9 protein-coding genes are annotated in these 15,966 nt (G+C 66.4%); 4 read left to right on the top strand and 5 right to left on the bottom strand.

Annotation, left to right across the window (positions count from 1 at the left end; genetic code table 11):
* The first annotated feature begins 179 nt into the window (after positions 1–179).
* Genes H6678_14575 through recD form a run of 3 tightly spaced genes read left to right on the top strand, consistent with a single transcriptional unit; the run spans position 180 to position 8,997 of the window.
* A complete protein-coding gene (locus H6678_14575) occupies positions 180–3,437 on the top strand; it encodes an exodeoxyribonuclease V subunit gamma (protein ID MCB9475022.1) in 3,258 nt (1,085 codons plus the stop codon).
* On the top strand, positions 3,434–7,147 hold the full coding sequence (locus tag H6678_14570; GenBank protein MCB9475021.1) for a UvrD-helicase domain-containing protein: 3,714 nt from the start codon (positions 3,434–3,436) through the stop codon (positions 7,145–7,147). The genes H6678_14575 and H6678_14570 overlap by 4 nt, the downstream gene beginning before the upstream one ends.
* On the top strand, positions 7,144–8,997 hold the full coding sequence (gene recD, locus H6678_14565) for an exodeoxyribonuclease V subunit alpha (protein ID MCB9475020.1): 1,854 nt from the start codon (positions 7,144–7,146) through the stop codon (positions 8,995–8,997). Before H6678_14570 ends, recD begins: the two co-directional genes overlap by 4 nt.
* A gap of 36 nt (positions 8,998–9,033) precedes the next feature.
* Here the strand turns inward: recD and H6678_14560 are convergent, their stop codons facing one another.
* The 4 genes from H6678_14560 to ftcD all read right to left on the bottom strand — a co-directional run bounded on the left by H6678_14560 (position 9,034) and on the right by ftcD (position 13,094).
* Positions 9,034–9,879: a hypothetical protein gene (locus H6678_14560; protein ID MCB9475019.1), complete on the bottom strand. Its 846-nt coding sequence runs from the start codon at positions 9,877–9,879 to the stop codon at positions 9,034–9,036.
* Between the two features lie 145 nt (positions 9,880–10,024).
* The gene (locus H6678_14555) at positions 10,025–10,477 is read right to left on the bottom strand and encodes a hypothetical protein (GenBank protein MCB9475018.1); all 453 of its coding nucleotides are present in this window, start codon (positions 10,475–10,477) and stop codon (positions 10,025–10,027) included.
* 63 nt (positions 10,478–10,540) lie between these two features.
* On the bottom strand, positions 10,541–11,329 hold the full coding sequence (locus H6678_14550) for a hypothetical protein (protein MCB9475017.1): 789 nt from the start codon (positions 11,327–11,329) through the stop codon (positions 10,541–10,543).
* A gap of 73 nt (positions 11,330–11,402) precedes the next feature.
* Positions 11,403–13,094, bottom strand: a complete 1,692-nt coding sequence (gene ftcD / locus H6678_14545) for a glutamate formimidoyltransferase (protein ID MCB9475016.1) — start codon at positions 13,092–13,094, stop codon at positions 11,403–11,405.
* Positions 13,095–13,302: 208 nt separating this feature from the next.
* Between ftcD and H6678_14540 the strand changes: the two genes are divergently transcribed.
* Positions 13,303–14,565, top strand: a complete 1,263-nt coding sequence (locus H6678_14540; GenBank protein MCB9475015.1) for a response regulator — start codon at positions 13,303–13,305, stop codon at positions 14,563–14,565.
* 16 nt (positions 14,566–14,581) lie between these two features.
* Here H6678_14540 and H6678_14535 read toward each other — a convergent pair whose 3' ends face one another.
* Entirely contained in the window at positions 14,582–15,820 is a 1,239-nt protein-coding gene (locus H6678_14535; GenBank protein MCB9475014.1) for an NTP transferase domain-containing protein, read from the bottom strand.
* Positions 15,821–15,966: the final 146 nt, after the last annotated feature.

Below are 15,966 nucleotides of genomic sequence, written 5' to 3'. Positions count from 1 at the left end.
AGAGATTTTCGCCCTTTCGAGCGTGGAGCCGTCCAGCGCTTGACGCGTGAATGCACGAAACAGTCAAGCGGCATTCCCCGCCTGCGCAAACCCTCCCCGTTCGCCAGATTGAAACGCGCCAGTGTCCCACCCCTGCCGGAACTTGCGCCCCATCGTCCCGAGATCCCCGCGAGGTGCCTGTGTTTGACCCCATCATTGGCTGGAGCAGCGAGCAGCTGCTCGAGGCGCTGGCCGACAACCTGGACCGCCACCGGTCGGTGCTGGCCCGGCGCACGGTCATCGTGCCCTCGAAGGGGCTGGGGCGCTGGCTCAGCCAGGAACTGGCCAGTCGGCGGGGGCTGAGCGCCGGGCTGCATCTGCCCTTCGCCTCGACCTGGCTCTGGGAACTGGCCGCGCAACTGCTTCCGGACTTTCACGCGCAGCACCCCGTCAGTTCCGAGCTGCTGCTCAGCCACATCCTGAACGAATTGCCAGCCTTCGCCCGCGACGAGGCTCTCCCCCAACTGGCCCCCTTTCTCCAGAGTGATCACGTCACCCAGCGCCAGCTGGAGCTGGCCCGCCTGCTGGCCGACAGCCTGGACCAACTGCAGGTCCATCGCCCCGACTGGCTGCTGGCCTGGGCGGATGCGGCACCGGAAGCCGATGCCCCCTGGCAGGCCCGGCTCTGGCACCGTGTCACACGCGCCCTGCCCGCGGCGGCCCTGCGTCCGCGCCTGCTTGAGGACCTTCAGCGTGCGCTGACTGCCGAAGGCATCACGCCGCCCGGGCTGCCCGAGAGACTGCATCTCTTTCTGCCGGCCTCCTTGCCGGATTCACAATTCCAGCTGTTCAAGGCCCTGGCCCGTCACATTCCCGTCCACCTCTATCTGCTGCGGGCGCGCCAATCGCTGCTGCCGGCCCCCTGGCCCCTGCTGCCGGGGCTGGACGGCGATGCCCTGGAGCAGGAGCTGGACCAGCAACTGCGGGAGTGCGGGGCCTGGCCCGCCGAACGCCATTGGCCCGATCCGACCGGCTTCAGCTGCGCGCCCGGGCGGCTGGGGCAACTGCAGGCCCGCCTGCAGGGCATGGTCCTGCCCGCCGTGGACGGGGCAGGCGACACGCCGGATCACAGTCTCGCACTCCACTCCTGCCACAGCCTCTGGCGCGAACTGGAAGTGCTTCAGGACGAGCTGCTGCGGCTCTTCGACACGTTGGAGGACCTGCATCCCGACCAGATCCTCGTGCTCTGCGCCGATCTGCCCAGCTGGGCCCCGGCAATCGAGGCGGTGTTCGGACGCATTCCCCGGGGCAGCGAGCGCCCGGCACTGCCCTATACGCTCAGCCGCCGCAATTCGCCCGCCGAAGCCTGGCAGCAGCTGCTGGACAGTCTGCTGGCCCTGGCCGGTGCGCGTCTGGGTGCCGAAGACGTGCTCACCCTCGCGCGTCAACCCCTGCTGGCCGCCTGTCTGGGATTGACCGCCGACGACCATGGCGCTCTGCGCGATCTGGTGGCTGCCGCGGGAATCCGCTGGGGGCTGGATGGGCAACAACAGTCCGCTCTGGAGCTTCCGTCGGAAGATGGCCAGTCCTGGGAGGTCGGCCTGGAGCGCCTGCTCATCGGGCTGGCCGCGCCTCCGGACACACGGGAGCCGCAGACTGCGTCATGGCTGCCCGACGGGACTCCCGAGCCCGTGCCCGCCAGCGGAAGCGACGCCCGGCGCCGGATCGGAGCGCTTGCCGGGCTGTTGCGGCAAGTGGCCAGCTGGCAGGAAGACCTGGCACATCCACGGAGCCTGGCCGACTGGCTGGCGCTGGTTGCCCGTTGGCTCGGCGAGCTGATGGCCACTCTGGACGGGGAACGCGCGCTCGAGGGGCAGCGTCTGCTCGCCTCTCTGGGCGTGCTGGAAGAGGAAGCCCGCGCCGGAGCCGAGACACGGCCGCTGGATCACGCCGCCTTCAGAGGCATGCTGGCTCCCCGGCTGGAGCCGCGGGCCTTTGCCGGCCAGTTCCTCGACGGGCGGATCACCTTCGGCGAGATGACCGCCCTGGCTGGCGTGCCCGCCCGCGTGATCTGCCTGCTGGGCCTGAACGATGGCGAGTTTCCCCGGATCTCGGCGGCCAGCGAACTGGATCTGACGCAGGGAGGAAAGCGGCATGGCGACCGGGATCCCCGCCGCGAGGACCGGCTGCTCTTCCGCCAGGCGCTGCTGGGCGCGCGTGAGGTGCTGTACCTCTCCTGGTGCGGGCGCGATGCCCGGCACAATACGGAGCGCGCGGCCTGCGGCCCGGTGCGCTCCCTGCTGGACTGGCTGGATTGCCAGCAGGCCGGGGACGGGCGCAGCCTGCCCGTGATCCAGCACCCGCTTCAACCCTTTCACGCGGCCCTGTTCCACGAAAATGCTCCGCGCCGGAGCTACCGCGACGATCTGGCCACTGCGCTGGCCCGCCGAGCAGCGGGTCAGCTGACCGGCGACACCGGACTGTATACATATGGTGGGCCGACCATTCCGGAACTGCCCGAGTCTCCGGGCGGCAGCGGGCAGGACGCTCGTCCCGAACTGGCCCTGTCCACTCTGGTGCGTTACTGGGGCCACCCCGCACGGAGCTGGCTGCAGTCCCGCTACCGCCTGAAACTTCAGCCCGCCGACGAGGATCTGCCTCAACGGGAAAGTTTCGCCATTGAATCACTGGAGGGCTGGTCCCTGCGCCAGCAGGCCTGGCCCGCTCTGCTGAGCGGACAGGACCCGGCAGCCCTGAGAGCGAGTCTGCACGCCCGCGGCCTGTTGCCGGGCGGCAGACTGGGACACAAACTGTTTGCCGAACTGGAACACACGGCATCGGGCTGGAAGGAGACCATCGCGGACCTTCTTCCCGGGTGCTCCCTCCTGACCCAGCCCCGCCCGCTGGACGGCATCGTGCACGGACTGCGTCTGCGTGGCACGATCGAGTGCGCGCTGGTTGGCGGGGGCCGGCTGGTGCTGCATGCATCCAGACTTTCCGCCAGGCGCCTGGTCCAGGACTGGCTCGAGCATCTGGTCTGGAACGCCTGCGACCCGGAGGATCTGGTGTCCACGAAAACCGGCTGGAGCCTGGTGCTGTTCAAGGAAACCCAGCGCATCTTCCAGACCCGCGACGACGCGAGCGCGCTGCTTGAGCCCTGGCTGGCGCCCTGGCTCGGTCCCCGGAACGGCCCGGCCCCCTTCGCACCCGCGTGTGCCATGGCCTGGGTCCAGGCTCTTGCGAAGGCCGGCGATGCCGATCCGCGCGAGAAGGTCCTCGACGCCTGGCAGGGTGGGTACATGCAGGCCGGCGAAGGGGAAGATCCCTGGAACCTCTGCGCCTGGGGAACCGGCGGATTTCTGGCCACTCCCGAGCTGGAAACCCGTTTCGCCGAGCTGGCCGAACTCTGCCTGACTCCCCTGCTGGATCACGCACTGTCGAAGGGAGACCTGGCATGAGCGCCCCTCGTCCGGCACACCTGCTGCCCCTGGATGGCACCCTGATGATCGAAGCCAGCGCGGGCACGGGCAAGACCTGGACTCTGGCCATGCTCTACCTGCGGCTGGTGCTGGAGCACGAGCTGCTGCCACGCCAGATCCTGGTGGTCACCTTCACCGAAGCCGCCACGGCCGAGCTGCGCTCACGCCTGCGCCAGCGTCTGGCCCAGGCCCTGGGCATGCTTGACGGCAGCGTCCCGGCCGACCCGGACCTGGCCTCCTTGCTTGATGGACATGATGCCGACAGGGCTCGCCAGCGGCTGGCCGCCGCGCTCGAGGACTTTGACGGTGCGGCCGTGTACACCATCCATGGCTTCTGCGGTCGTGTGCTCAACGACTGGGCCTTCAGGCTGGGGCAGCCTCCCGTGCGCGATCGCGGCGAGGATCCCCCGGCCTTGCGCGCCCAGCTCTTCGGCGACGTGCTGCGCCGCACTCTCGAATCCCTGCACCCCCTTCTGCCGACCCGCCTGGACCTGGGCACTCCCACCACCGTGTCCAGCAGGTTGAACAAGTGGCTCGAGCAGCCGGATCTGGTGCTGGACCTGCCTCCGTCTCTGCCGGACACCGAGGCACTCAATCGCCGGGCTGTGTCACTCGAAACCGCCTGGCGCCTGGTGCGCGAGCGTCCGGAAGTGAGTGATCCAACGGCGCGCAAGGCCTGGCACCGCTGGCTGGAGGACCATCCAGCGCGCATCAGGAATCTGACCAGATCCAACCACTTGCCGATCTGGCAGACCAAGCTGAACCGATTGCTGGACATGTCAGTGCCCCCGGACAGCGCCTCCCTGAAGGCTTTGGCCATGTACTACACCAGAGACGAAGTCCACAAACGCTGGGGCAATGGGAACTTCCAGCCCGACACTCTGCTGCTTGCGCTCTGGGATTACATGGATCACCAGGAGGCTCTGGACTCGATTTGCCAACAATGGATGGCAGGTCTGGTCGCGCATTGGCTTGGAACTCTGCCGGCCACTCTGCGGGAGATGCGCTCCGGGCTGGGCCGCCAATCCTTCCAGGATCTGTTGACCATTCTGCGCGAAGCCCTCCTTGGCCCCGGTGGTGATACCCTGGCCGCCACCCTGCGCGAGCGCTACCGGGCCGCATTGGTGGACGAGTTCCAGGACACGGACCCGGTTCAGTGGGACATCCTCTCGAAGATCTTTCCGGCGGGCAGTCCGCTGGTGCTGGTGGGCGATCCCAAACAGGCGATCTACGCCTTCCGCGGAGGCGATGTGTACGCCTATCTGCGAGCCCGCCGCGAGAACGAAGCCCGGGCCAGGAGCGCACGTCTGGAGACATGCCATCGTTCCGATGCCCCCCTGCTCGCGGCCTTCAACCGGCTCTTCTCCAGGCCCGCAGGCCTGTTCCGCTCGGAAGGCATCCTCTATTCACACGTAGGTCACCGGTCCGCGGCACGCATCCGCCGGGCCGATGGGTGCCCGGCGCCCGCACTCTGCCTGCAACTGCAGCCCGAGGAGATCTGGGCCGCCTCGAAGTCCCGCCGGTCGCACTGGGTGGTGGAGGAATGCACGCGTCAGGTGAGCCGCCTGCTGGCGGGTGAACTGGAACTGGAAGCCAGCCCCGGCCAGTGGCGCACACCCGTGGGGGGCGACATCGCCCTGCTGGTCAGCAGCCACAGCCAGGCCCGCCAGATCCACGCCTCGCTCAATCAGGCGGGCATTCCGGCCCAGCGGATCAGCCTGGAGTCCGTGTTCGACAGTTCCGAAGCACGCGGGCTGCGCCCGATCCTGCTGGCGCTGCGCACTCCCGGCGACCCCTCCCTGCTGCTCAGCGCCCTCGCCGGCGGACTTTGTGACACAGATGGAACGACACTGGAAGCCTGTGCGCGAGAACCGCAACGTCTGGCCCCGGTGGCGGCGTTGTTCCAGCGCTGTGCCGAGTTGTGGCGGCGCTCCGGAATCGCCCCCGCACTGGGGGCCTGCCTGGATGGACTGGGGGTTCCGGGCGCCTTGCTGGCGCGACTGGACGGTGCCCGTGCACTGACCAACCTGCGCCATCTCCAGGAACTGCTGCTGCAGCTGGAACACGAGCAGGGCCTGAGTCCTGCGGACCTGCTGCCCGCCTGGGAGGAGCTCCTGCGCTCCTCGGAGCGCAGCGGTGAACAGGCCCAGCTGAGGCTCGAAAGCGATGAGTCGCTCGTGCAGGTGGTCACGATCCATGCCAGCAAGGGACTGGAGTATCCGCTGGTGTTCGCCCCATTCCTCTGGGCCGACTCGCTGCAGGCTGCGGAGTACGGGGTCGAGTACCATGATGAGGCGGGCGCGCGCCGCCTGGACCTGGGCAGTGCCCAGCAGGACCTGCACCGGGAAGCGGCCTTCGAGGAGCACCTGGCCGAGCGGGTGCGACTGTGTTACGTGGCCCTGACCCGGGCCCGGCACCAGGTGCGCCTGATCTGCGGACCGCCTGCCGCTCTGGGCCCCGACCAGAAGTCCAGAGGCAGGCGCGTCAATGGTCTGGGCGCACTCGTGCTGGGATCCGACAGCCAGCCATCCGCGGTGGCCGAACTTGAAGCACGGCAGATCTCCGCGACTCGCGCCCAGTGGCTGCAAGCCCTGGAAATGGTGCGCGATGGTCTGCCCGAGGACCAGCGCCATGTGATCCAGGTCCAGAGCGACTTTCCGCAGCTTGCGGATCAGGCTCCCGCCAGCCCCGTGGATCAGCCCCCCCTGATGGCACTGCCCCTGCCCGACGGACGTGAACAGCGCACCTGGATCGGCAGCTTCAGCAGCCTGAGCCATGACACGGGCGACACGCCGCCCGAGGCACCGGAAGTGGTCGAGGATCCGGATCACGACCAGAGCGTGACCGAAGAGCCCGCCGCACTCCCGCCCCAGGACTCCGGGGCGGGCCCCAGCGGGAATCCCGCTCCCGGAGAGTCGCTCCAGGTGGCGCCCGGACAGGCTGCCGCACTGGGCACGGCCCTGCACGCGGCCTTCGAGCACGGCCTGCCTCTTCTCCAGCGGACAGGCAAGGACGAGACTGCCGACGCAGGTCTGCTGTCATACAGCGCCGAGGCCTTGCGATCCCAGGGCCTGGATGCGAGCCTGGCCCCGCTGCTGTCCGAGCGCATCGTCGCGGCGGCCCGGGCTCCCCTGGGCACGGTGCAGGACCCATTCCAGCTGGCCGGACTGGCCCCCGAGGACTGCGCGCACGAGCTGGAATTCCTGCTGCCCGTCAAGCGGCTCGACAGTGGACGCCTGCGCGCCCTGCTTGCATCACATTCCTGGCCGCCGGGCCCCGAAGGCGCGGGCTGGCGGCGCGACCTGCGCTTCCGGCCCCTCAGTGGGCATCTCAAAGGCTTCATCGACCTGGTCTTCACGGCCGCAGGGCGCTGGCACCTGCTGGACTGGAAGTCCAACCGTCTGGGTCCGGCCCTGGACGACTATGGGCGACCCGGGCTGGACCGCGCGATGGCACACAGTTCCTACTACCTGCAGAGTCTGCTCTACGGAGTGGCCCTGCACCGCCTGCTGCGCCATCGGCTGCCCGACTATTCGCCCGGTCAGCACCTGGGCAGTGCGTACTACCTCTTCGTGCGGGGAATCGCCCAGGACGATCGCGAGCACGGCATCTGGAGCGAGGCGCTGCCCGTGGCCCTGCTGGAAGACCTGGACCGGGAACTGGACACCCTTCACGGAGGCCGGCAATGAGTTGGTTGCGCCCCGGCCATCCGGCCGACACCCTGCTGCAGGGATCCACTGGTGAGAACGGTTTCGAGGAGGTGGACCGCGCCTTCGCGCTCGTCCTGCTCCAGCGGGTCCGGCCCACCCTGCCTGAGGCACAGTTGCCCGTACTGGCTCTGGCCCTTGCCCTGCTGAGCCGGGCAGCCGGAGAACGCCAGGTCTGCCTGCCCCTGGATGGCCTCACGCGCCAGGCGAGTGATCTGCACCCCGAGCAGTGCGCGACACTGGCTCAATCGGACTGGCGCACTCTGCTGCTGGAGAGCGGGCTCTGTGCGCAGCCTCCACACACGGCCCCTCTGGTGCTGGATCACGCCGACCGGCTGTACCTGCTGCGCCAGTTCGTCCAGGAACGTCAGCTGGCACACGACCTGCTTGCCCTCTGTCAGGGAGCACCTCCCGAACTCGATCCGGACGAGGTGCGACATGCGCTTGCGGCCGCCTTTCCGGTGCCCGGCAGGCAGCGGGCCGCAGCGGCACTGGCCCTGCACAGCCGTCTGCTGCTGCTCACCGGCGGTCCGGGCACGGGCAAGACAACCACCATGTCCAGGATCCTTGAGCTGCTGAGACGATTCTGGCCCAGCCTGGCGCCCCCCGGAGCCGGCAGTCAGCCACGCATCGTGCTGGCAGCGCCCACGGGCAAGGCTGCGGCTCGCATGCAGCAGGCTCTGGCGGCCAGCCCCACCCTGGACGGTGCTCCCCTGGCGGCGCCCCTGACGCTGCATCGATTGCTGGGGCTGCGCCCCGACTCCGAACGGGCCGCGTACACGCGCGAGCGTCCGCTGGAGCTGGATCTGCTGGTGGTGGATGAGGCCTCCATGGTGGACCTGTCGCTGATGGCCCGCCTGCTGGAAGCCCTGCCCGCCGGAGCACGTCTGATCCTGCTGGGCGACCGGGACCAGCTCTCCTCCGTGGAAGCGGGCAGCGTGCTGGCCGATCTCTGTCCCGAGGACGACTCGCTGTCACCGGAACTGGCCGACCTTCTGGAGAGCTGGTGCGGAATGGAGCATTCTCTTCCCCGTGCCACAGGTGGGCCCGCACTGCCCACGCGCGATCACCGGATGCATCTGGATCACAGTCACCGATTCGCGGCGGAGAGTCCCATCGGGCGTGCCAGCACGGCACTGCGCCAGGGCGATGGCGAGACTCTGTTGCAGATTCTGGATCACGAGAATGAGTCGGGACTCAGCCGACGCGACCTGCCCGGAGCCCGGGAGCTGCCCGGCCTGCTGTCCAGCTTTCTGCCCGCGCCCGGGTCGCTTCCCGCGGATGCCGAGCAGTTGCTGGCACTGTGGGAAAGTCGCCAGATCCTCTGCGCCCTCAATCTGGGGCCGCTGGGCGTGGACGCGGTGAACCGGTTCGCGGCACAGCACTTCTTTGGCGAGCGTGCCGATCTGGCACTGGGCGCAGGCGCGCCGGGCATGCCCTTGATGGTGGTGGGAAACGCCGCGGAGCGCGGACTGTTCAACGGGGATGGCGGTGTGTTTGTGCTGCAGGACGGCCAACTGCTGGCGGCCTTCCGGGAAGGTCACTCGCTGCGGCTGCTTCCGGCGGCCCTGCTGCCTCCCTGGAAGCCAGCCTGGGCGATCACCATTCACAAGAGCCAGGGCTCGGAGTATGCACGCGTGCTGGTACTGCTGCCCGATCAGTCACGGCGCGTGCTCTGTCGCGAGCTGGTCTACACGGCGCTCAGCCGGGCCCGGGAGAGTCTGCAGGTCCTGGCCTCGCGCAGGACTCTGCTGGATGCGGCGGCCACGCGCCTGGAGCGTTCCAGTGGATTGCGTGATGCACTGAGTGCCCTTGCCGAACCGGTTCGGTGAGCGGGGTGCTGCGTCTCAAGAACCGGGGGATCCTGCTCAATGGCTGTCAGCGGGCGAGTCGTCATCGTACTCGGAGTAGTACTCACTGATGCAATCGGGACAGATCGTGTGCGAAAAATCCGCATCGCTGTGACGTGAGATGTACTTCTCGACCGCTTCATAGAGCCCATCATCGTTGCGAACCTTCTTGCAGTGGGAGCAGATCGGAATGATTCCGCGCAGGGCCCGGATCTCCTCCAGGGCCCGGCTGAGCGTCTGATTGCGCTCTTCCAGTGCCTGTGAGCTGATTCGCAGCGCATCGTTCAGCTCCTGGGTGCGCACGCGTTGCTGGCGATAGTTGTACACCACCAGACTCACCATGCCCGAAATGCCCGCGCCAACCAGCAGCAGACTCACTTCGACGTCATGGATATGGAGTTCGTGGTTGCGGATGCTGCGAACCCAATCGGGGAATCGGCGCTGCCACTCGAACAGAGCGAGGATTTCCAGCAGCACGAACATCCAGGCCGCGATCCGGTGGCTGCCCTGAAACAGTGCGGGAACCACCGCGGCCATGCAGACCAGGATCAGGGGTGCGGCGCCCTGATGCCCACCTACGGCGATCCAGGCGTAGATGGCCGCCGCGCCCAGACTGCTGAACAAGGCCCAGGTCAACCACTGCCCCGTGAACCCCATCCGCCCCAGCAGGTACAAGCCTCCAATGGTCAGACTGGACGACAGCGAGAACAACCAGACTTCCGGCCCCAATCTCAACATCATGTCGGACAGACAGAGCAGGGTAGCGGCACCCGCTGAACAGAAGAGAGCTCCATTCAGCAGGCGTTGTTCCAGGGTGAATCCCGGTTCGGGACCCAGCAATAGTTCGAGCAGCTTCAACAGCATGGACGTTCGATTCCAACACGGGCCGATGCGGGCCAATGCGGAACGATGGAATGCACGACCATTCCGCTCCGGGAGTATCGGCGCATGGCGGGTCAGGTTTTGCGTGCGGGGGAGCCGGGAGACGCCGAACGGGGCGTCGGTGGCGTCATTTCACCAGGAGCAGACGGCAACGCTGGTGGCGGTGGCGGCAGGCGAGTTCCAGCAAGTACTTGCCGGGGGCCAGGGTCTGGCTGCCCAGCAGTTCTTCGTGCAGTCCTTCCGCAAGCGGGCGATTCACAAGGGTTCGCAACAGACGGCCGTCGTCGGAGTACAGCGTGAGAGTCACCTGGCCGGCCTGCACGACCCGGAACCGGATTCGTGTCCCGCCGGTCTCCGAACAGGGGTCGCAGCTGAGGATGCCAGCCGCGGGTCCATCATGATCGGGCCGATGCGCCAGCTCAGGGGTCGTCTGCTCAGCAAGACAGAGGGCCCGCCCCGGCGTGGAGTCCCGCAGCTCCGGGAGCGCCGGGCAAGCGGCTGTGGACGGGGTGAGAGCGCGTGCGCTGGCCAGCATGGTCCAGGCAAGCAGGCAGAGCACGGTGAGAGCTGATCGATGCATGCGGGCTCCTGTTTGCGTGCCCGTCATGATCGGCAGAAGTCGGCAACATTCGCTTGACGCATCTCAAGCTGGAGGTGCCGGAAAGCGAATGCCATCCCGTTCAAGCTGCGCCATCGTCCGCCAGAACAGTTCCGAGGCCAGCTCGCAGTCCCGGGGCAGCGCTTCGATGCCGGTTGGCCAGGCCAGAGCCAGCAACTCGGCATATGCCTCCGCCGGCAGATCCTGCTCCAGATAGCGCAAGCCATAATCGTGCCGCTGCGGGCAGTAGCGCAGGCGGAGCAACTCGACCAGCGGACGCAACACGAAGGAGTGGTAACACGCCTGGGCCTCGATGGGCAGGCCACGGCGTGCGGCCTTGGGCGCCAGATGCAGGAACAGCGGGAAGGTGGTCCCGAGAGTCGCCCGACGGGCCTGCAGCCGCTCGGTCAGTGCATCACGGTCCACGGCCGGCTCCAGCAGAAGACTCTCCGGGTCGTGGATCACCTGCGGCGTGCCGTGCCGGGCGACCCCGATCCAGGCGCCGGGGTCGAAGGACTCGAGCACACAGACATCCAGCATGTGTTCTTCGGGCAATCCCTCGAACTGGATGAACTCCTGACGAGCACCATGAGCCGTGGGCTCGGGCAGGCGGTAGCGACGCAGCACGGGCGCCACCCGTTCCAGCCAGCACTCCTGCCGCTCACAGTAGTCTTCTGTCCGGCCGGGCTGCACCAGCACGTACAGGTCCACATCGGACCAGCGGTCCGTCCGATCCGTGGCATCACTGCCTCCGAACCAGGCGGCCCGAACCAGGCTGCAGGCGGGCAATTCCTCGAGGAACACCCGCCGCAGTGTCTCACGATCTCGGGGCATCGGCAGTTGTCCACGGTTTGTGCGGGGTGGTCGGTCCCGCAGAACCGGGCCCCATGGTGTCCGGAGCGGGCCTTCAGGGCTTGACGGACAGTTCGGTCCTGATCCGCTCGAGAATCTGCTCCCGCTGCGACCGCACCTGCAGTTGCAGGTTGGTCGTGCGGTCGTCCAGATCGCAGGCCCAGAGGCGATCCTCGCAACTGGCCAGATTGATCCGCACGTTCATCGCGGCTCCGTCGCAGCAGGTGCCCACGGCCAGTGCGGCCACGCCCGCGTCGGAGAGAGAATTGCGGTTGCCCTTCTCGGCCACTTCCGCGATCAGACGCACCAGCTCGGGGCATGCTTCCACCACCCGGAAGGGCACCAGGGTCGCTTCGCGGTTGGCGGCCACGATCGCTCGTTCACGGGCCTCCTTTTCTTCCTCACTGGCGCGCGGCATCCGGATGGCCGCCATCACCCGGTTGAAGGCTTCGGTGTCCTCGTCGATCATCCGGGTGAAGAAACCACGCAGCTGCTGGCATTTGTCGGCAATCCGGTCCATGGCCTCGTCGTGCATCCGATAGTCCTTCTTGCCGAAGGTCAGCGCGGCCACCATGGAGGCCAGGCCGGAAGCCAGCGCACCGCAGAGTGCCGCCACGCTGCCTCCACCGGGTGCCGGTGCCTCGGAGCCCAGCAGGTCGCCGAAGTCGCACACAGTCATGCCAACCAACCTTCCGGCACGCCCGCGCACTCTGTACTCCACGATCTTCTCGTCGGCGTTGAAGGGTGACAGTTCGGAAAGGCCCAGACTGATCTCGGCCACCCGGATCAGCTCCGCCTCACTGGCGGCCGCGAGGCGCCCCTGCTTCCTGAGAAAATGACGTCCTGCCTCGAGCAGCGATTCCAGCGGCACCAGTCCCACCAGTTCGCTGCCCGTGATACGCAATCCAAGCCTGGCGGCTTCCTGCTCCACCACTTCGAAAGCCCGGTGCAGGGGCGTATCACGGTAACTGGTCAGGTTCATGGACAACTGGGCGCGCTGGTACTCGTCGATGTACCAACCCACGGCTTTCACCGACTTGAGCAGCCCGGGCTGGTGGATCTTGGCGCCATTGGCATCGCGCATGAGGGTGCCGTCGGCATTGCGGGCAAAACGCCCGCTCTCGCGCACGGTCAGGGCCACCTCGTGCGCCAGCATCTTGTCGGTGGTGTTGAAATTGATGTTCCAGGCGATCAGGAACTCCCGGGCGCCGATCACGGTAGCCCCGCTGCGCTGCTGGGACTCGTCGAAACGCGCCGGGCCGAAGTCGGGCTGCCATTCCGGATCCAGCAGCTTCTGCCCCAGGGCTTCATACTCGCCGGAGCGCACGGTGGCCAGGTTGCGTCGCTCGGGGCGGGTGGCCGCGTGCTCATAGAGGTAGACCGGAATTCCCAGCTCCTCGCCGACCCGCTTTCCCAGTGCGCTGGCCCAGCGGGCACAGTCTTCGAGTGTGCAGCCGGAAACCGGCACCAGGGGGCAGACATCCGTGGCCCCCATGCGCGGGTGCTCTCCATGGTGCTGGCGCATGTCAATCAGCTGCTGAGCCTTGCGGATTGCCCTGAATGCCGCCTCGCAGACCTGATCCGGAGGACCGACAAGGGTGACCACCGTGCGGTTGGTGGCAGCGCCGGGATCCACGTCCAGCAGGGTCACCCCGGCCACGGACTCGATCTCGGCGCAGATCTGACGCATGACGTCCGGATTCCGGCCGTCAGAAAAGTTGGGAACGCATTCGACGATGGCGTGCATGGAATACTCCTTCAGGCTGGGCCACACTGCTGGAACGATCTTCCTTGCTCCTGGAAATCGATCCGGGACACGCGGCGAATGTAGGAATCCGGAGTGTTCGTCAGGTCCGCGGGGCATCAAAGCGATCCCATTCCCGGACGATAACCGAAGGACGGCACGGCATCAAGGACGAGCTGACCACACTGTTGATCGCAATACTGGAATACGCATGGCCGCAGAAGAAAAGGTGCTGGTGATCTCCCGCAACGATCGCTGGGCCGAAGATCTGGACAAGGAATTGCGCAGGGAGGGCTACCGAACAATCCATACGGTCCGCCAGCCGCTGGACGCGCTGCCCGAAATCTGGGAAGGGGCTCCCCTGATTCTGGTCCTGGATACCAAGAACATGGGCCCCGAGCTCTACGACGTGCTCAGGCTCTGCCGGGACAACGGAAAACCCTTGGCAAAGTTGGTGGCTGTGGCACGCGGCAATTCACAAGCCGGCAGCGCCGAGCTGACGGCTCAGAAAGATGATCTGGAAACCTTTGGAGTGATGGGCTGTCTGGATTCGGGTGCTTCAGTGGTGGCCATGATTCGCGAACTGCTGCGTCTGCGGGACCAGCCGGTCGAACGCGAGACTGACGGCAACGAGACTCAGGCATTTTCAATGATCCTGTTTCTCAACGATCGTCAGCGCGTCGAAAGCGTCTGTGCCGCACTGGAGGGAGACAAGTTCCATCTGCGCGTGGTCAACGACTTCAATGCTCTCTCGGGCGAGTTCATGAGCGCCCCCCCGGACATGGTGCTGATTGATCCACGCGGTGTCACCCGCGCTCTGGGGCCTCTGGCCAACCTGTCCCGCCTCTTTCCCCATTGCGGAATCAACTTCATCGTGCCCGCGGATCTTTCGGAAAGCTGGAAGCGCAAGCAACCGGATTACGTGGGAACCGTGTACTCCTATCCCGAGGACGAACAGAGCATTCGCAAGCTGGGGCAGAACCTGTACGCACTGTTGCGTCTGGCGCGCCAGGATACGGGCAAGTCCCCCGCGACGCGCCCGATGCTTGAGCAGAGTTCCGTGGTTCCCACCAGTCTGCGTGGCAAGGAGCTGGAACAACGCCTGCGCAACATCAACGACACGATTCTGCTGGTGGACGATGACGATGAGTTCCGCTCGGTGATCGCCCAGTACCTGCGGCTGATCCATTACACCGTGTTGCAGGCGGAGAACGGCGAAGAAGCGCTGAGGCTGCTGAAGCAGAACAAGGTGAGTCTGGTGATCTCGGACATCTACATGCCGCGCATGAACGGTTTCCAGCTGTACCTGCACCTGCGCAACCGCTATCCGGGATTGCCGGCGATTCTGATGACGGGCTACAACCGGACTCTCGAGGAAGTGGCGCCCGGGTATCTCGAGGACGCGATCATCCTCAACAAACCGTTCAGCCTGCAGAATCTGGATCCGCTGATCCGCAATTGCCTGGACGCCTGAGCAGCTTCGGCGTGCCCTAGAGCACGTACCCTTCAGGAATCTCGGTGCCCTTGGGAACCACGATCACGCCATCGCGGATTTCCACCAGCCCGTCATCGTATTCCTGCAGGTTGTCCCGGTTCTCCAGCCGGACCCGTCGACCGATGCGCACGTCGCGGTCGATGATGGCGTTGCGGATCACGCTGCCGTCGTCCACCGTGCAGTGGCCGTCTCCCTCGCCCACCTTGTGATACTTCTCCGCTCCCATCAGCACGCTGCGCTCGATGAGCACATTCTCGCCAATGACCGTGCGGATGCCGATCACGCTGTTGCGGATCTCGCCGCCTTCGATGTAACACCCGTCGCAGAGCAGGCTGTCGGTGAGAGTGACGCTGCCCAGATGGCTGGGGGGCAGGAAGCGCGCGTGAGTATAGATCGGCTTGTCCATGTTGAAGAGCTTGACTTCGGCCTGGGGCCGGGTCAGCAGCAGGTTGGCCTCGTAGAAACTGCCGATGGTTCCAATGTCTTCCCAGTAGCCGTCGTGCACGTAGGCCTTGGTGGTCACCGAGCGCATGGCGTGGGGGATGATCTCCTTGCCGAAGTCGGTGTGCTCGGGGTAGCCGTCAATCAGCTGGTCCAGCACCTTGCGGTCGAAGACATAGATGCCCATGCTGGCGATGAAGCGCCCGTCGGGCTGCTGCAGGCTGTCAAGCACGCCGGGATCGGTGGGCTTCTCGACGAACTCGGTGATCCGGTTGTTCTCGCCCACGCGCATCAGCCCCAGTGCACTGGCCGTTTCCCGGTTGACCATCGTGGTGGCCACCGTGATCCCGCGGTCACCGTCGCGCATGTGGGTTTCCACCAGGTCGCGCAGGTCCATGGTATACAGCTGGTCGCCGGAGAGGATCAGCACATAGTCCGGGTCGTAGTTGCGCAGGTGTTTCATCACCTGGCGCACGGCGTCGGCCGTGCCCTGGAACCAGTTCATGTTCTCGGGGGTCTGCTCGGCCGCGAAGATTTCCACGAAGCTGTTACGAAAATCCTTGATGTAGTAGCTCAGGTTCACGTGCCGGTTCAGCGAGAAACTGTTGAACTGGGTCAGCACGAAGACCTTGTACAGCCCCGCGTGAATGCAGTTGGAAATGGGAATGTCCACCAGGCGGTACTTGCCCCCGAAGGGCACGGCGGGCTTGCTGCGCATGCGGGTCAGCGGCATCAGACGCGTGCCGCGCCCTCCGCCCAGAATGATGGTGACGATGCGGTCCATGCTGTCCATCTGGCGCCTCCCGGAGGTGGAATCGTGAGTTTGGCGCCCAATCTATCATTCGGGGCCCGGATCGGCTTGTGAAGAGCGCACAAGTCGCCTGAATCCCGCATGAGCCCGGCCCATTTCTAGCACCTGTGGCAGGACGCCTGCTGCAC

The organism is Candidatus Delongbacteria bacterium, assembly GCA_020634015.1.
GTDB lineage: Bacteria > CAIWAD01 > CAIWAD01 > CAIWAD01 > CAIWAD01 > JACKCN01.
Note: the sequence above shows the minus strand (reverse complement) of the source record. Positions and strands in the feature narration are given on the sequence as shown.